The sequence below is a fragment of the Ruegeria sp. L11 genome, from assembly GCF_056531755.1.
This window is the reverse complement of record NZ_JBQFMI010000010.1, coordinates 74,065-91,310: the sequence shown is the minus strand read 5'-3', so window position 1 is coordinate 91,310 and position 17,246 is coordinate 74,065. Positions and strand designations below refer to the sequence as shown.

Sequence of the window (17,246 nt, the reverse complement as noted above, 5' to 3'; positions counted from 1 at the left end):
GATTGGCAATGCCCTGACGGCTCGGTCACTCAGCTAATATGGTAAACATAAATATCGGCGGTGTCCGAGGCGCGCTCCGGCCAAAGCGTAAAGCCTGTTTTTTCCAGAACGCGGGCTGAACCTGGATTGTCACGCCCGACCCCGGCAATGAGACGCACGGCAGGCCCAGGCGTCAATGCGTCCTGCAAGCCTTGCAGCAACTCGGAGGCGTAACCATTCCCCCAAGCGGTTTGAGCAATCAGATAGCCGATGTGAAGGCTTGGAATTGCTTCGGCGTCAGAACTCATAGCCAACACCATGAGGCCGATCAGGTGGTTACCGCGGTTATGGCGCACAAGCAGAATACCGCTTTCAGCACGTCTGTCATCAATCCAGTTCGAAATTTCCCGGCCCTGCAACTGCATCGTCGGTGGCAGGTGTTTCAGGACCTCAGGGGTCAGAAGCGTGACAAGATCATCTTCAAGCCGAACCCGCAATCGCGGATCGGCGAGTTCAACCTTCCAGTTGCGAACCGAGAGGCGCGGAGTTCGGAAATGGCCTGGGACCATGGTTAATCCAATACGGTTCGGGCTTTCCTGTTTTATCAAACCCCGAGCGAAATCGAAAAGAGGAAACCGGTAGACGCACCTTGTACAGACCGAAAATCAATCAGGCTTGCGCGAAGGTCTTTGACAGGATCGCGGACAGGTTATCCGCGTCTTCGGTTGAGAACGCGTCGGGTTGATTGCTGTCGATGTCGAAAACTGCAATCAGCTCGCCCGATGCGTTCCGGACCGGCAGAACCAGTTCGGATCGGGTGGACGAGGCGCAGGCGATGTGACCCGGAAACGCGTCCACGTCGGGCACCAGTTGCACTTCGCCAGTGCGCGCTGCCGCCCCGCAGACGCCGCGTTCGAACGGGATGACGAGGCAGCCATGGCCACCTTGATACGGGCCAATTTTAAGCAAGCCCGGTTCTGTCACCCGGTAAAACCCGGTCCAGTCGAAACGATCGTCGGAATGGTGGACCTCGCAAGCAACGGTAGCCATCAGGGCAACCTGATCGTTTTCGCCTTCGGTCAATGCTGCAATTGTACTAGCCAGCGCGCTGTAATCGACGGTCATAGGTTCCAAACCCCTTGGAAAACTCGGGGGCGCCGCCCCCGAACCCCCGGAGTATTTCGAAAAAGATGAAGGGTCAAATGCGTTCGATCGCGATAGCTGTTCCTTCACCGCCGCCGATACAGATTGCAGCAACCCCCCGCTTGAGATTTCGTTTCTCGAGCGCGTTCAACAAAGTGACCAGAATACGGGCGCCAGATGCGCCAATAGGATGGCCCAAGGCGCAGGCCCCGCCATTTACGTTTACCCTGTCGCGCGGCAATCCCATTTCGTGCATGAAAGCCATCGGCACAACTGCGAAGGCTTCGTTGACCTCCCACAGGTCGACATCATCCTTGTTCCAACCGATGCGGGACAGAAGCTTTTGCGCCGCCGGAACCGGTGCAGTCGTGAAAAGTCCGGGCGCTTGAGCATGGCTGGCATGTCCCAAAATCCGGGCCCGAACTGTCAGTCCTTGCGCTTCTGCCACCTCAGCCGATGCCAGAACAAGCGCCGCCGCGCCGTCGGATATTGACGAGGAATTGGCGGCGGTCACTGTCCCGTCCTTGCGGAAAGCCGGTTTCAGTGTCGGAATTTTCTCGGGACGGGCGGATTTGGGTTGCTCATCAGCGACCTGTACGACCTCACCCTTACGCGTGCGCACTGTGACGGGGACGATCTCGCCCTCGAAAGCACCGCTTTCTTGCGCGGAAAGTGCGTTGGACAAGGATTTCAAGGCATATTCATCCTGCGCTTCGCGGGTGAACTGATACGCCTCGGCGCAATCTTCGGCAAAGGTTCCCATCAGGCGGCCCTTGTCATAGGCGTCTTCCAGCCCGTCAAGGAACATGTGGTCGATCACCTGACCATGACCGATGCGCGCGCCGCCCCGCATTTTCGGCAGCAGGTAGGGCGCGTTGGTCATGCTCTCCATACCTCCGGCGACCATTGTATCCGCATGACCCAATGCGATCTGGTCGAAGGCCATCATCGCCGCCTTCATCCCGGAACCACACATCTTGTTCAGCGTGGTGGCGGGAACCTCCTCGCCCAAGCCCGCCGCGAAACCCGCCTGGCGCGCCGGAGCCTGCCCCTGACCTGCGGGCAGGACACATCCCATCAACACCTCGTCAACCGTCTGCGCCCCTGCCTGCTTTAACGCGGCACGAATCGCTGCGCCGCCAAGCTCGGATGCTGCGACACCGTCGAACATGCCCTGAAAACCACCCATTGGTGTTCTGGCAGCACCTGCAATAACAACATCTCTCATCCGGATAATTCTCCTGTCGTCCGGCCCTTGAATACCGAATGGTAAGAATTCGCGTCTAGCGTATTTCTACGACTCATTTTCAGATTGGAGGCAGCCGGACCATGGGGCTGACCAGCACATCAGACGGAACGACACAGATTATCACGGTTCACTCTGACCGGATCGACGCTGCGATGGCCATTCAGTTCAAAGAAGACATGCGCGCAGAGACCGAGGCCTGCGCCGATCGGGTTGTCCTGGACCTTTCAGGCGTCGAGTTCATCGATTCAAGCGGACTGGGCGCAATCGTAGCGTCCATGAAACAACTGGGGCTGAACCGAAGGCTTGATCTGGCAGGCCCGCAGCCCGTGGTGGAAAAGGTCTTTCGCCTGACGCGCATGGATACCGTGTTCAGGTTGTTTGCAACACTGGATGACGCCCTGTCGGAACCAGACAGGTGACAACAGCAGGAGTGCGACAACGTGGAGCCCATTTGTAACGCGACCTGCCTGGAATTGAGCTTTCCCGCAACGGAAACAGAAGCCAGTGCGGGGATTGCGAAACTCAGCGCCGGACTGGCGAAACGAGGGTTGCCGCCGCACAAGGCGGACGATGTCAAGATCGCACTGGCAGAAGCAATCAACAACGTTGTGGAACATGCCTATATGGACGTGGCCCCGGCCGGGGTTCAGGTGACATGCCGATTGGACAGAAACCGGCTGGACATTCTGATTTCGGACACGGGCCATCCATTGCCCGGCTACGAACCACCAGACGGGACGCCGGCACCACTGGGAACCCGCATTCAGGATTTGCCCGAAGGCGGGTTCGGCTGGTTCCTGATTCATCAACTGACCAGCGATATCTGTTATGAGCGTCGCGACGGGTGCAATCGGCTATCCCTGCGATTTAACTTTGACAAGAACGGGTAATCAGCCGCAATTGGCCACAATAACGCCATTTTCGAAACATTGTCGCGCCGCAAATCGCCGCCATACAGTGACTCGTAGCTCAGATAGCTTCCCTCGGCGCCAATTATCACAGCCCCCACCCAGTGAACGGCGCCGAGGATCTCCCCCCAAACTTGAATTGACTGGACAACCGGCAATCAGAGAATAGCTTTCCCCTGTTTGAAGGAGAAAGAACCCACCATGCGTGATCTGCACAAACCTGGCCGGTCGGAAGTTTTTGCAACGCGGGGGATGTGCGCAACGTCGCACCCGCTAGCCGCCAAAGTGGCAATCGATATTCTTGAGCGCGGCGGCAACGCCATGGACGCCGCGATAGCAGGTGCGGTTCTGCTTGGCATCTGCGAACCGCAGATGACCGGGTTGGGGGGCGATTGTTTCGTTTTGTTCAGCCGTGCGGGCGAAAACCGGATACGCGCATTGAACGGATCGGGTCGCGCACCGGCCGCCGCGCGGGCGCAGCCCTTGCGGGACAAAGGCCTGTCGTCTGTACCGTTGAGCGGTCCGGATGCGGTGACTGTTCCCGGTGCCGTGGACGCCTTCTGTCACCTTGCAGAAACCGAAGGGCGATTGGGGCTGGACGCGATTCTGGAACCCGCAATCCACTATGCCGAGGCTGGCGTTCCGGTGGCCCCCCGGGTTGCGTTTGACTGGAAAACCGGGGCGGCCACATTACAGGGTGCTGCGCGTGACCATTATCTGATCAAAGGGCAGATACCAGCTATCGGTCAGATCTTTCGCGCTCCCGGTCAGGCTGAGGTCTTGCGCAGGATCGCCAGTCAGGGACGCGACGCATTTTATTCAGGAGACATTGCCGAGGATATGATCCGGGCCCTGTCTGCACGCGGAGGTGTCCACACCGCCGAAGACTTTCACTGCACCAAGTGCACTGAAACGCAGCCCATGCGCGGAGCCTACAAGGGTGTTGATCTGGTCGAACACCCGCCAAACGGCCAAGGCGCGACCGCGATCCTGTTGCTGAACATTCTAAAACAATTCGATCTGGCCAGTATGGATCCATTTGGAGCAGAACGGGTTCATATCGAGGCTGAAGCCACCAAGCTGGCTTATGACGCGCGCAACCGGTTCATTGCGGATCCCGATCATGTCGCACGGGCCGAGCGGTTTCTTGATTTGGATGTTGCGGTCCGGCTGGCTGCATTGATTGACCCAAAACGCGCAATGCCCGCAGCAGCACCTTTGACGGAAGCGATTCACAAGGACACGGTCCATATCACGGTGGTCGATCGCGACCTTATGGCTGTGTCGCTGATCTATTCGATCTTTCATGGCTTTGGATCAGGGATCGCATCCGAGAAATACGGTATCTTGCTTCAGAACAGGGGCGCGGGGTTCACGCTTCAGCCGGGTCACCCCAATGAACTGGCTGGCGGCAAGCGCCCGATGCACACGATCATACCGGGGATGTTGACCGAGAATGACCGTGTCACGATGCCATTCGGCGTCATGGGCGGTGCTTATCAACCGACCGGGCACGCGCGTTTCGTTTCGAACCTTAGGGACTTTGGGCTGGAGCTACAGGAAAGCATCAACGCGCCGCGTGCCTTTTTCGATGGGAATGTCCTGAAGCTGGAGCGGGGCTATTCCGAAGAGGTAGCGAAACAATTGTCTGAAATTGGACACAATATTGAAATTCCAGAAACGCCGCTTGGAGGAGCGCAAGCGATCCGAATCCGAAAAGACGGTGTTTTGGAAGGTGCCAGCGACCCGCGCAAAGATGGGTGCGCCCTTGGATACTGATCAGCGGCAGTGCAATGCCGACCGGTTCGCCAAACCTAGTTCAGGTGGAAATGCAGAGGGTAAGCACCGTCTTCAAACGGGCCGAACATGTTGGAGATATCCGGGTGCTCGACCGGCTCTCCAGAATAGTCTGCAACCAGATTTTGTTCTGAAACATAAGCAACATAGAAGGATTGGTCGTTCTCTGCCAGCAGGTGGTAGAACGGCTGTTCTTTCCGTGGACGGCTGTCTTCCGGAATGGCCTGGTACCATTCTTCTGTGTTCGAAAATTCCGGGTCCACGTCAAAAATCACCCCTCGAAAAGGGTGTTTCTTGTGACGGACCACCTGGCCCAATCCGTATTTCGCGCGTGTCTTTAACATTGTTTCGGCCCCCACCGCATTTACTAACGGTTTTTGGCCCGAAATGCCAATCATTGATGTGAAATTCAGGGAAACAGTCTGTGAACCTAATACTGACAGTGTTCGAAATCGTGGCCCCGGTTTTTCTCTTGGCGGCCATTGGCTTTACGTGGGTCAAACTGGGGTTCGAATATCGGCTGCAATTTGTGACACGCTTTGCAACGACACTGGCAATGCCCAGTCTGATCTTTGTTGCACTCATGCAAACCGACATTCCGGGCGGAGATTTGTCGCGTTTCACGTCGGCAACTCTGGTCGCAAATCTTCTGCTGGCTGGGGTGTTCTGGTTGATTGTTCGCGGATTGAAACTGGATCAGCGCACGTACCTGTCACCGCTGATTTTCGGCAATACCGGCAATCTTGGCCTACCGCTATGTATCTTTGCGTTCGGGCAGATTGGTTTGGGTTACGCAGTCATCTTTCTGTCTGTAACCGCGCTGTTTTCTTTCACCTATGGGATCTACCTAGTCGCCGGAAAAGGCGCATGGGGACAGGTCTTACGCCAGCCGATGGCATGGGCGACCATTCTGGGTGCGGTGTTTTTGTGGCAGGGGTGGCAAACTCCGACATTTCTAACCAACACGTTAGAGCTTTTGGGGCAAATGGCTGTTCCGCTGATGTTAGTCACGGTGGGTGTGGCAATCGCCCGCCTGACCTCGCGTAGTCTGGGGCAAGCGCTCTGGCTGTCAGTCCTGAAGCTTATCGTCTGCTTTGCGTTGGGCTGGGGGATTGGGGTGTTGTTTGATCTGGACACTGTCGCCTTTGGCGTTCTGGTATTGCAAATTTGTACACCGGTCGCTGTGACCTCATACTTGTTGGCAGAACGATTTGAAGCCGATTCCGATGCCGTTGCCGGCATGGTCATGGTGTCCACCGTACTTTCCGTGGCGGCGTTACCCATAATTCTTGCCATTGTTTTATAGCGATTGTGATTTCCTCAGAGCTCAATCTGCGCTAGAATAAACAAAAAAGGCATGAGGCACATGAGCAGAATTCTTATCGTACTCTTCGGGGTGCTGCTTTTGGCATCCTGTGGCGGCGGGTCAAAACAACCGCCCAGCAAGCTGAACGACGCGTGCAGCATTGCGCACGAACGACCGGATTTTATCAAGGCTTTCAAAAGCACCGAGCAGAAATGGGGTGTTCCGGTTCACGTTCAGATGGCCACGATTTATCAGGAAAGCCGATATCGCCACGACGCGCGTACCCCGCACCGTTACGTGCTGGGCGTGATCCCGATGGGGCGGCAAAGCAGCGCCTATGGGTTCAGCCAGGCACTGGACGGCACCTGGGATCAATATCAGCGCGAAACCGGCAAGCGCCGGGCCAAGCGGGATCGCATCCGCGATGCCTCGGACTTCATCGGCTGGTATATGAACAAAAGCTATGAGCGCAACGGCATCCACCCCGGCGACACACGCAATCAATACTTGGCCTATCACGAAGGTCACACGGGGTACGCTCGCGGCACCCACAACAGCAAGTCGTGGTTGTTGAGCGTGGCCAATGACGTGGACGCGCGCGCGCAACTGTATCAGGCACAGTTGGCGAACTGCCGGTATTGACCAGCAAAAAGCGGGTCAGCGATTGACTGACCCGCGTCTTTCCTTGTTCGAGAAAAGACCCTGATCAAGACCATTGCTTTCGGTCAACGCACCCAAAAGAACGGTGGTCTGGCTGCCGGCGTTGTCATGGATCACCCATTTGCGCAGCTCAACCGGATTATCGGTGAACATCAGTTCAATCCGGCCTGCTTCAGGGTTCTTGGGGTCTTGCGCGGTGACCACTGTGGCCGTGCCGTCAAAGCTGTGGCCGACAACCATATTGGCCTGATCAAGATTCACGTTGCGTGCCAGCACAATGGATAGAGGCGTGCGCTTCAGCGGGTATTGCTCGGGTGGCTGGTTCGATTTCGGATCGAAGATCTGAACACTGCCTGATCGCGCCAGCACCACAGCGCTGTTGGGCGGGTCATATTCGAACCGCATCTTGCCCGGGCGCTGCATCCACAGCTGTCCGGTGCTCAACGAGCCATCATCGTTCACCTGCGTGAACGTTGTCTGAACCGTTTTCAATCCGTTCAGGTAATTGGAAATCTGCGAAAGCGGCAGTTTTTCCGCCGCCCATGCGGCGGGTGCGGCCAGTGTCAAAGCAAGGGCAAAAGCAATCTGTTTCATGCTGTACAGATAGGCTGTCTGCCCTTGTTATTAAATATCCTATTGCTCGGGAACGAGGATTTCGCGTTTCCCGACATGATTTGCTGACGAAACAACACCTTCGTCTTCCATTTGCTCAACAAGACGCGCCGCCTTGTTGTACCCGATGGCGAGTTTTCGCTGAATATAAGAGGTCGAGCATTTGCGATCCTTGATCACAATTGCCACCGCCTGATCGTACAGCGCGTCCTCTCCGTTCGTGTTGCCGCCAGTATTCAGCCCCAGAACGGCGTCAATGTTGTCGACCTTGTCCTCGGCCGGGCCATCCAGAACGCTGCCCACGTAATCGGGCGGACCGTATTGTTTGAGGTGGTTGACGATCTCCTCTACCTCTTCATCCGACACAAACGGTCCGTGGCAACGGGTGATTTTGGCGCCACCGGCCATGTAAAGCATGTCGCCCTGCCCCAGCAGTTGTTCGGCGCCCATCTCGCCCAGAATGGTGCGGCTGTCGACTTTCGACGTCACTTGGAACGAAATCCGCGTAGGGAAGTTGGCCTTGATTGTGCCGGTAATCACGTCAACCGAGGGGCGCTGTGTGGCCATGATCAGGTGAATGCCCGAGGCCCGTGCCATTTGCGCCAGACGCTGGATACAGGCTTCGATTTCCTTGCCCGCGACCATCATCAGATCGGCCATCTCATCGACGATGACGACGATATAGGGCATCGCTTCGGGCGCGAATTGTTCCGTCTCGAACGTTGGTTCACCGGTTTCATCGTCAAACCCGGTCTGCACCGTGCGGCTGAACAACTCGCCCTTGGCCAGCGCGTCCTTCACCCGGCCGTTGTAGCCCGCAATGTTGCGCACGCCCATCTTGGACATCTTGCGATAGCGGTCTTCCATTTCGCCCACGACCCATTTCAGGGCGACGACCGCCTTCTTTGGATCGGTCACAACGGGTGACAGCAGATGCGGGATGCCATCGTAAACCGAAAGTTCCAGCATCTTGGGGTCGATCATGATCAGACGGCATTCATCCGGCGTAAGCTTGTAAAGCAGCGACAGGATCATCGTGTTGATCGCCACCGATTTACCCGAACCCGTGGTCCCGGCGATAAGCAGGTGAGGCATCTTGGCCAAGTTCGCCACAACGGATTCACCGCCGATATCTTTGCCCAGCGCCAGCGGCAGCGCCTGATTGCCATCGCCAAAATCGCGGCTGGCCAGGATTTCCCGCAGCACGACCATCTCGCGGTTTTCGTTGGGCAATTCGATACCGATCACCGAACGCCCCGGCAGGGTCGAAACCCGCGCCGACAGCGCCGACATCGAACGCGCAATATCGTCTGCCAAACCGATCACACGGCTCGCCTTGAGGCCCGGAGCGGGCTCCAGCTCGTACATGGTCACGACCGGGCCGGGGCGTACGCTGACGATCTCACCCTTGACGCCGTAATCGTCCAGAACGTTTTCTAACATCCGTGCGTTTTCTTCCAAGGCCTCATCGCTCAGGTGATGGCGCTGGATACTGGCGGGGTTGGACAACAAGCCCAGAGGCGGAAGTTCGAAGTCAGAGTGCCGTTCCTCGAAGGACAATGCTGGTTGCGCTTCAGCCTGCGCACGACGAGACGGCAACGGTGTCCGGCGCACGGGCTGCGCCACCACAGGCTTGCGCGGTTCAGCCACCGGGATCTTCATCGCTTGACGCGGTTGCGGCGCGGCGTCGGTGACATCCTCGAAAACCGACTCATCATCGATATCCAACTCGGACGCGTAGTCGTATTGTTCTGTCCCGGCCTCATAACCGAACACAGCGGACTCTCGCGCCTCTGGCGTGTCACCAGCGGACACCTGCGGCTCGGGGCGCAGCCCATACACTGTCATCGGCGGTTCGGGGGGCAGTTCGGACGAGGGATGCTGGTTCAGGATCAGCGGATCGGGACGGCGTCCACGACCCTTGGTCAGCGGCAGGTCGGGATCCGGCTCGGGTGTCATTTCGCCCACGGCAACCTTGCGATTTCGCACGGCGGCCGAGATTTTGGAGCGGATGCGATCTTCGCCGGGCATGTCGTCAAAGCCCGCGATCGGTTCAGGATCCACCAACTCAGGCTCGGGCATTGGATCAGGGCGCCGGATAAGTGACGGCATTCGTGCCAACAGGCCTGATTTGACCGGAGGTTCAGGGCGCCCCAATTCAGGTTCTTCAAAAACAGTGTCGGCATAGACCAGTTCGTCGTCAAACATCGCCTCAGCCGCTTCAGCGCGGGCGAGCTTGCGTTCTTCCCACTGCGCCCGCCGATCCCGCGCGGCTTGCGCGGCCGAGGCCGCACCACGCCCCATTAGCGTCATCAGCATGTCATAAGACATTACAAGGCCCAGGATGAAGGCGCGGAAGCCGCGTATCACGTCGGCCTTGGTGAAGCCCAGCACAAAAACACCCAGCGTGGTCATGCCGACGGCCATGGCCAGCGACATCATTTTGACCAGAAAATGCGAAGAGATCGGCACTAGCGTCAGCAACGCGCCCATGACCGTGTCGCCGAACAAACCGCCCAAACCGTAGCTATGCGTTGCACGCCACTCGGCACCGGGAACAAGGGTTGCGGCATAGACCGAGGCTACAGCGATCCAGATCGGGGCAAAGATCAGGCGGGCAATGGCCCGGTCTTCACCGAAATGGCCCGCAAAACGCAGACCCCATCCGACCAGAACAAGCGCGATGCCCCAGCTTCCCCAGCCCACGATCATGAACAAGGGGGCTGCAATAGACGCGCCGACCCGTCCCATCCAGTTTTGCACCGGCGCGTCGGTCGAAACCATCCAATTAGGATCATCGGGCGTATAGGACCAGATCATCGCAGCCGCGGCCAAGCCCAACAGGATCAGCGCGATACCGATCAGTTCCTTACTGCGTCGCTCCAGGGCTGCCTGTGTTGTGCTGTCCAGCAATGGGTCGCGGTTTCGCGCGTTATAGGATGCCATTTTGCCCTCGTACCTCACGTATAGATGCAGTCGCGGAGTGTGATCAAACCACGCTGCAACTCTGTTTTTGGGGCTACCAATGCAACCCGGATAAAGCCTTCGCCCGGGTTATTTCCCGGATCACCTTGTGAAAGATATGCGCCCGGAAGAACCCGAACCCCGGTTTCCTTCCAAACCTTCAATGCTGCGTCCTCGCCATTCTCGACCGGCAACCACAGAAAGAACCCGGCCTCTGGCGACATGTAGCCCTGCACGCCCGCGAACACTTCATCGGCAATTGCGTATTTCTCCTGATAGAGCGCGCGGTTTTGCTCGACATGTATTTCATCCGCCCAGACGCGCGCGGCGGCGGCTTGCAAGGGCAAAGGCAGTGGGGATCCGGCATAGGTGCGCAGTTTTTTCACCTGGCTGATGGACTTTGGTCCACCTGCAATCAGGCCCGAGCGCAAACCGGCCAGATTCGAGCGTTTGGACAGGGAATTAAACAGCGTGATCCGTTCGGGATCAGCCCCCAGTTCCTGCGCGACGGTCAGAACCCCCGTCGGGGCTTGGTCACGGTAAATCTCGGAATAGCATTCGTCGGCGAAGATGCGGAAATCATATGCCTCGGCCAGACGGATCAAGTCAGCCCAATAGTCGCGCGACGCGACTGCACCCTGCGGGTTGGCCGGGGAACAGATATAAGCCACCGCGGTTCGGTTCAGCACATCTTCGGGCAGGCCGGAATAATCCGGCAGATGACCCGTCGCGGCGGTTGCAGGGACAAAATGGGGTTGCGCGCCCACCGAAATCGACGCGACCATGTAGACCTGATAAAACGGGTTCGGGCACAGGATGATCGGTTGTTTGCCGTTCTTCTGTTCCAGGCACAGCGCCATGGCCGCATTGTACAGCCCCTCACGTGTGCCGTTCAGCGCCATGACGTTGGCGTCAGGGTCCATTTCGACCCCGTAGCGCCGCTTGATCCAGCCCGAGATTGCACCGCGCAGGTCTTCCGAGCCTTCGTTCGGCGGATAGCCCTGAAACCCGGCCGCGTTTTCCATGATGACATCCGTCACCCAGGCCGGAAAATCATGCGTGGGCGCGCCAATCGTCATATGAACGACGTCACCGCCCGGTTGATGGTGATCCAACAGGGCGCGCAAACGCGGGAATGCATATTCCGGTAGGTTCGAAAACCGCTCGGGAAAATCCATGTTACTGCCTCAATATCGGGGTCATTTGCGCCCCGTTTTTTTGGCAGATTACAGTCCGCATACCTCTTCGTCCAGACAAAGAGGTTCCGAATCAGTGGATTGTGGCATTCAGGCCAATGCCGATTCTGCCGCTGACCCCAACCTCAACAGGGCCTCTTCCGAGTTCGGATACCCCATCATCATCAGCCCGCAACTGGGCGTTCCGGTGGGCAGGGTCAGCGCCGCAAGCCCCATCAGGTTGCCGATCCGCGTATTGCGAAGGGCCAGCAGGTTTTCAGTCACGTAATAGTCGTGATCGGTCATCAACCGGTCCAGATTGGGTGGCAGATTGGGAACGGTTGGCGCAAGAACGGCATCGAACCCGGCGGTGGCGGTATCCCATGCCGCGCGACAGGCTTCCAGCTTCGACCACGCAGCGACGTAGTCCGGACCGGATACGTCTTTTCCAGCCCGGAACCGTTCCAGTATCGGAGGATACATTACATCAGGATTCGCTTCGATCACATCTCGCCACAGTCCGTACGATTCGGTGGGATCGACAACACTAGACAGGGACATTGCGTTGTGAAGTTCGGGAACCTCAAGAGGTATAACCTTTGCGCCTGCGTCTCGAAGTCGTTCCAAACCAACCTCATAAGCGACTCGCGGTACATCGCGCAAATCGTCTTTAACCACGTTTTGCAAATCTGCAAAACGGCGGCCTTTTAAGTTTGCACCTCGCAGATCGGCAGGCGTTCCGCCCTCAAGCAAAGCCAGCATATGTGCTGCGTCTTCAACTGAGCGCGCCAAAGGGCCCACCGTGTCAAACCGAAGGCGCAGAGGTACAACCCCTTCCAAACTTATCCGCCCGGCGGTGGTTTTTAGTCCAACCAAATTGTTCCAAGCCGATGGGATGCGTACTGACCCAGCAGTATCGGACCCGATACCCCCAGCTGCCAAACCCCACGCAACCGAAGCCGCCGCGCCTGAAGATGAACCGCCAGGCACGGCGTCCTCATCGTCAATGCAAGGCGGCGTACCAGTGATCGGGTTCAATCCAAGGCCGGAAAAGGCCAGCTCGCTCATATGCGTCTTACCCAGACAGACCGTTCCCATCTGGGTTGCGTTGCGTACCACAAGTGCATCCGCGTCCGGCACCCGGTCTTTCAAAAGCGCCGACCCGGCCTCGGTCGCAGTACCAGCGGTGTCGAACAGGTCTTTCCAGCTAATGGGAACCCCATCCAGCAACGACCGCCGCAATCCCATCTTCGCGCGTTGCTGCGCGGCTTCGGCCTCGGCGCGGGCGCGGTCATGGGTGACGCGGGCATAGATGCGGTCGCGGTGCGGATGGGCGTCTATTGCGGACAGGTAGGTTTCCGTCAATTCAACCGGATCGATCTGGCCCATCCCAATTCCACGGCCCAAATCACACGCCGTCATGGTCAACCAATCCTGCATCCCGCCCCCTCCTGCTTTTTGGCTTGAAAGAACGGTAGCGACAGGACTGCACATGGACAATCCTGAAAGGGCGCGCATATTGCAGGGCATGACACAGGCATCTGACATTCTGATCGTGGGCGGCGGGCTGAACGGCCCGGCTTTGGCATTGGCTCTGGCACAAACCGGACATTCGATCACAGTGATTGATGCGCTGGATGAGAAGGTCCGCAAGAATGCGGCGTTCGACGGGAGAGCCTATGCCCTGGCCTTGGCATCACAGCGCTTGTTGGCTGCCATCGGCGTCTGGGACCGTGTTGCGGAACACGCCCAACCGATGCTGGAAATCAAGGTCACGGACGGCCACGCAGGTACAGGCCCGTCACCGTTTTTTATGCATTTCGACCATGCCGAAATAGAAGAAGGCCCGATGGGGTATATGGTCGAAGACCGTCACCTGCGCCGCGCCTTTCTGGACGCTATGGCCGATGAGCGCCGCATCACTCAGCTGAGTGGCAAGACTGTTGTGTCGCAAAAGGCCGACACTACCGGAGTGACCGTGACGCTGGACGATGGTGCGACGGTGAACAGCAGCCTGCTGGTCGGGTGTGACGGTCGCCGCAGCGGCACCGCGCACCGCGCAGGTATCAAGCGCACCGGTTGGGATTATGGCCAGACCGCACTTGTCTGCGCCATTGAACATGAATTGCCGCATCACGGCATTGCCCATCAGTTCTTCATGCCGCCGGGTCCCTTGGCGATTCTGCCGCTGACCGGCAATCGCAGTTCCATCGTATGGAGCGAACGCACCGAGGCCGCACAGCAGATCAACGCCCTGCCCGAGGACGCCTATCTGCAAGTGCTACGCCCGCGGTTCGGCGATTTCCTCGGTGACATCCACCTGGCCGGAGATCGTTTCACCTATCCTTTGAACCTGACCATCGCCAATTCCTTTATCGCTGATCGTCTGGCACTGGTCGGGGATGCCGCCCACGGGATGCACCCGATTGCCGGTCAGGGTCTGAACGCCGGTTTGCGTGATGTCGGCGCGCTGGCAGAAGTTCTGACCTTGGCAGGACGGCGCGGCGAAGACATCGGGTCGCTTTTGGTTTTGGAACGCTATCAGGAGTGGCGCAGGTTCGACACCGCTGCTCTTGCGATGGCAACGGATGTCTTCAACAAGCTGTTCTCGAACGACAACCCGTTGCTGCGCATTGGGCGCGACGTTGGTATGGGAATTGTCGGCGCACTGCCGGGGTTGCGGCGCGGTTTCGTCCGCGAAGCCGCGGGTTTGACCGGGGATTTGCCCAAGCTGTTGCAAGGGCAGCCAATTTAGTCCAGCTGCCGTGCCTCGTCGACCAGCATGACCGGAATGCCGTTGCGGATGGGAAAAGCCAGCCCAGCGGCCTGTGACACAAGTTCCTGCCTTTCGGCGTCATAGCGCAGGGTCGTTTGCGTCTGCGGGCAGACCAAAGCTTCGAGCATACGGCGATCAAAGGCGTGTTCAGGGTCAGTCATTGCAGTTTTTCCTCATTCGATCCGCCTCGCATTGCGAATTCTATCAATGTCATCAGCGTCTCGCGCCGTGTGCGCAGGCAAGGGGCCTCTAAGAGGGCCTGTTTATCTTCCGGGTCAAAGTCCAACAGCATGGACAGTGAGTTTACCAGCAATTCATCCTCGGCATCTTTCAGCGAATCCCAGTCAGTGGACAATTGCCGGGACGAAAAGAAACGTTCCAGCAAAGCCAGGAACTTGGTGCGATTGAACCTGTCGTCGTGTTCGGCCTTGCCAAGATCCCTGTCAAAGCCGTCCCACGAGACTTCGCATCGCCGATATGGCGTGAAAGCGTCCAGCTCTGACACCACCCGGAACCGGGACACACCGGTCAGCGTGATCAGATAACGGCCATCTTCCGTTTCGGAAAACTGGGTCACGCGCCCGACACATCCGATGCGGTGCAGTTTGTTCTCATCATGGGCCGAAGGATTTGGCTGGACCATCGCGATCAGCCGTTCCTTGGTCTTGAGGGCATCGTCCAGCATCTGCAAATAGCGCGGCTCGAAGATGTGAAGCGGCAAGCGCGAGCGGGGCAACAACAGCGCCCCGGGCAAGGGGAAAACGGATACGGTGTCCGGCAAGTCGGCGGGATGCATCATGTCCCAATTCTAGCTCTGATCAGAAATTAGGCAAATATCATCGAGCTGAGTTTGCGGCGACCATTCAGAACGATCGGGTCATTGGGCTTGAGCGCGTCAAAGATCGTGAAAAGCTGGGTCTTGGCGGCCCCGTCATCCCACTCACGATCCCGGCGGAACAATTCCAGCAATTGCGCCACGGCTTCTTCCACTTCGCCGTTCGCGTGCAAGGCCTGCGCCAGGTCAAACCGGGCCTGAAGATTATCGGGATCAGCATCAACGGCCGCTGTCAGATCCGCCACCGGACCTGCATCAGCCGCCTGCTTGGCCAGCTGCAATTGCGCATGCGCAGCCTCGACCTCGGCCGAGTTGGATATTTCGGCGGGTGCACCGTTCAGGATGGCCTCGGCATGTTCCAGATCGCCAGTGGCGATATGTGCCCGCACCAGCCCGCCATATGCTGCCGCGTGGTTCGGGTCTTCGCCAAGAATGGCGGCAAAAGTCTGCGCAGCATCTGCCGCGGCGCCGTCGCTCAGCATTTCTTCGGCGGCAACTACGGCGTCATCCAATTGGCCGCCCGGGCTTTCCCCACCTGACGCCTCGATCACGCGATCCACGAAAGCCTTGATCTCGGACCCCGGCAGCGCGCCCTGAAAACCGTCCACGGGTTGCCCTTTAAAAAACGCGTAGACCGTTGGAATCGACTGGATGCGCATCTGCGAGGCGATCATCTGTGCCTCGTCCACGTTGATCTTGACCATCTTCACCGCGCCTTTGGCGGCGGTAACCGCGTCTTCCAGCATCGGGCCCAGCGTCTTGCACGGGCCGCACCAGGGTGCCCAGAAGTCAACGATAACAGGCGTTTCCTGCGAGGCTTCGATCACATCGACCATGAAAGTGGCCTCGGTCCCGTCCTTGATCAGATCGGTGGCTGGGGCGGCTGCGCCGTTCAGGATGTCCATGGCAATCACTCTTTCGTTCGAACTTGCGCTCTATATGCAATCGCTTGTCGCAGAAACCAAGGGCAGAGTTTCAGTTCAAATGTCGAAAGTCGCAAAGACCGGCGCATGATCGCTGGGCTTTTCCCACCCACGCGCGTCGCGCAGAATGCGACTGGAATGGCCCGCGTTTGAAATATCGGGCGTGGCCCAGACATGATCCAGCCGCCGCCCCTTGTCTGCCGTATCCCAGTCGCGGGCCCGGTAGGACCACCAGCTGAAAAGCTGCCCTTCGGGAATATCCTGCCGGGTGATATCGACCCAACCACCTGCGTCCTGGGTCTCGGCCAGATGTTCCACTTCGATCGGAGTGTGCGAGACGACCTTGAGCAATTGTTTGTGCGACCAGACGTCATCCTCACGCGGGGCAATGTTCAGATCGCCGACGAGGATGGATTTTTCCGGCTTTTCCGCGTGGAACCAATCGCGCATGTCCGTCAGATAGTCGAGCTTTTGGCCAAATTTCTCATTCACTTCACGATCCGGCACATCACCGCCCGCGGGGACATAGAAGTTGTGGATCGTGACACCATTCTCCAGCCGCCCGGCTATGTGGCGCGCGTGGCCGAGATCAGCGAAATCCTTGTCGCCCACCTCTTCTATCGGCAGGCGGGACAGGATGGCGACGCCATTATATCCTTTCTGGCCACGGGCAATCATGTGGGTATAGCCCAGCGCCGCGAACCCTTCGGTCGGAATCTTTTCAACCGGAGACTTGCATTCCTGCAAACACAGAACATCCGGCGCCTCTTCTTCCAACAGTTTCAGCACGATTGGTTCGCGCAGTCGGACCGAGTTGATGTTCCAGGTGGCAAGGGTGAAGGGCATGGTCAGGGAATCCTCTGTCGCGGTTGGGCGGAGGTTAACGCGGTGGGGGATGGGGTACCATCAGAAAAGAAAA

At 58.1% G+C, this 17,246-nt stretch carries 18 protein-coding genes; 6 read left to right on the top strand and 12 right to left on the bottom strand.

The annotated features are described in order from the left end of the window. Positions 1–29: 29 nt before the first annotated feature. The 3 genes from ACR0CE_RS15340 to ACR0CE_RS15330 form a co-directional block, all read right to left on the bottom strand. Entirely contained in the window at positions 30–548 is a 519-nt protein-coding gene (locus tag ACR0CE_RS15340; protein WP_480833104.1) for a GNAT family N-acetyltransferase, read from the bottom strand. A gap of 100 nt (positions 549–648) precedes the next feature. After that, a complete protein-coding gene (locus ACR0CE_RS15335) occupies positions 649–1,104 on the bottom strand; it encodes a GAF domain-containing protein (protein ID WP_480488625.1) in 456 nt (151 codons plus the stop codon). A gap of 73 nt (positions 1,105–1,177) precedes the next feature. Beyond that, a complete protein-coding gene (locus tag ACR0CE_RS15330) occupies positions 1,178–2,350 on the bottom strand; it encodes a thiolase family protein (protein WP_480833103.1) in 1,173 nt (390 codons plus the stop codon). A gap of 101 nt (positions 2,351–2,451) precedes the next feature. On the opposite strand from ACR0CE_RS15330, the gene ACR0CE_RS15325 reads away from it, so the two are divergent. The 3 genes from ACR0CE_RS15325 (at position 2,452) to ACR0CE_RS15315 (ending at position 5,058) form a co-directional block, all read left to right on the top strand. Further along, a complete protein-coding gene (locus ACR0CE_RS15325; protein ID WP_480484099.1) occupies positions 2,452–2,790 on the top strand; it encodes an STAS domain-containing protein in 339 nt (112 codons plus the stop codon). Positions 2,791–2,844: 54 nt separating this feature from the next. After that, a complete protein-coding gene (locus tag ACR0CE_RS15320; protein WP_480492741.1) occupies positions 2,845–3,261 on the top strand; it encodes an ATP-binding protein in 417 nt (138 codons plus the stop codon). A 219-nt stretch (positions 3,262–3,480) separates the two neighbouring features. After that, a complete protein-coding gene (locus tag ACR0CE_RS15315) occupies positions 3,481–5,058 on the top strand; it encodes a gamma-glutamyltransferase family protein (protein ID WP_480833102.1) in 1,578 nt (525 codons plus the stop codon). A gap of 35 nt (positions 5,059–5,093) precedes the next feature. On the opposite strand, the gene hspQ is transcribed toward ACR0CE_RS15315, so the two are convergent. After that, positions 5,094–5,420 (bottom strand): heat shock protein HspQ, encoded by a 327-nt coding sequence (gene hspQ, locus ACR0CE_RS15310; RefSeq protein WP_209504966.1) that lies wholly within the window; start codon positions 5,418–5,420, stop codon positions 5,094–5,096. Positions 5,421–5,500: 80 nt separating this feature from the next. Between hspQ and ACR0CE_RS15305 the strand changes: the two genes are divergently transcribed. Both ACR0CE_RS15305 and ACR0CE_RS15300 read left to right on the top strand, forming a co-directional pair. Further along, positions 5,501–6,382 (top strand): AEC family transporter, encoded by an 882-nt coding sequence (locus tag ACR0CE_RS15305; RefSeq protein WP_480833101.1) that lies wholly within the window; start codon positions 5,501–5,503, stop codon positions 6,380–6,382. A 60-nt stretch (positions 6,383–6,442) separates the two neighbouring features. Next, positions 6,443–7,024, top strand: coding sequence for a transglycosylase SLT domain-containing protein (locus tag ACR0CE_RS15300; protein ID WP_209504968.1), 582 nt, complete (start codon positions 6,443–6,445; stop codon positions 7,022–7,024). Positions 7,025–7,039: 15 nt separating this feature from the next. On the opposite strand, the gene ACR0CE_RS15295 is transcribed toward ACR0CE_RS15300, so the two are convergent. From ACR0CE_RS15295 to ACR0CE_RS15280, 4 genes are all read right to left on the bottom strand, one after another. Further along, the gene (locus ACR0CE_RS15295) at positions 7,040–7,636 is read right to left on the bottom strand and encodes a LolA family protein (RefSeq protein ID WP_209504969.1); all 597 of its coding nucleotides are present in this window, start codon (positions 7,634–7,636) and stop codon (positions 7,040–7,042) included. Between the two features lie 39 nt (positions 7,637–7,675). Beyond that, positions 7,676–10,600 (bottom strand): DNA translocase FtsK, encoded by a 2,925-nt coding sequence (locus ACR0CE_RS15290; protein ID WP_480833100.1) that lies wholly within the window; start codon positions 10,598–10,600, stop codon positions 7,676–7,678. A gap of 14 nt (positions 10,601–10,614) precedes the next feature. Then, positions 10,615–11,796 carry an aminotransferase class I/II-fold pyridoxal phosphate-dependent enzyme gene (locus ACR0CE_RS15285; RefSeq protein WP_480833099.1) on the bottom strand — a complete coding sequence of 394 codons (1,182 nt, stop codon included), beginning with the start codon at positions 11,794–11,796 and terminating at the stop codon, positions 10,615–10,617. 108 nt (positions 11,797–11,904) lie between these two features. Beyond that, on the bottom strand, positions 11,905–13,233 hold the full coding sequence (locus tag ACR0CE_RS15280) for an amidase (RefSeq protein ID WP_480506414.1): 1,329 nt from the start codon (positions 13,231–13,233) through the stop codon (positions 11,905–11,907). A gap of 52 nt (positions 13,234–13,285) precedes the next feature. Here ACR0CE_RS15280 and ACR0CE_RS15275 point away from each other — a divergent pair, with 52 nt between their 5' ends. Next, positions 13,286–14,548: an FAD-dependent monooxygenase gene (locus ACR0CE_RS15275; protein WP_480833098.1), complete on the top strand. Its 1,263-nt coding sequence runs from the start codon at positions 13,286–13,288 to the stop codon at positions 14,546–14,548. On the opposite strand, the gene ACR0CE_RS15270 is transcribed toward ACR0CE_RS15275, so the two are convergent. From ACR0CE_RS15270 to ACR0CE_RS15255, 4 genes are all read right to left on the bottom strand, one after another. Further along, positions 14,545–14,730 (bottom strand): Trm112 family protein, encoded by a 186-nt coding sequence (locus ACR0CE_RS15270; RefSeq protein WP_209504973.1) that lies wholly within the window; start codon positions 14,728–14,730, stop codon positions 14,545–14,547. The genes ACR0CE_RS15275 and ACR0CE_RS15270 overlap by 4 nt on opposite strands. Continuing rightward, the gene (locus ACR0CE_RS15265) at positions 14,727–15,368 is read right to left on the bottom strand and encodes an LON peptidase substrate-binding domain-containing protein (protein ID WP_480506416.1); all 642 of its coding nucleotides are present in this window, start codon (positions 15,366–15,368) and stop codon (positions 14,727–14,729) included. The genes ACR0CE_RS15270 and ACR0CE_RS15265 overlap by 4 nt, the downstream gene beginning before the upstream one ends. Positions 15,369–15,394: 26 nt before the next feature. Continuing rightward, entirely contained in the window at positions 15,395–16,309 is a 915-nt protein-coding gene (trxA, locus tag ACR0CE_RS15260) for a thioredoxin (protein WP_267364326.1), read from the bottom strand. A gap of 75 nt (positions 16,310–16,384) precedes the next feature. Continuing rightward, positions 16,385–17,173 carry an exodeoxyribonuclease III gene (locus ACR0CE_RS15255; RefSeq protein WP_480774093.1) on the bottom strand — a complete coding sequence of 263 codons (789 nt, stop codon included), beginning with the start codon at positions 17,171–17,173 and terminating at the stop codon, positions 16,385–16,387. Positions 17,174–17,246 lie beyond the last annotated feature (73 nt).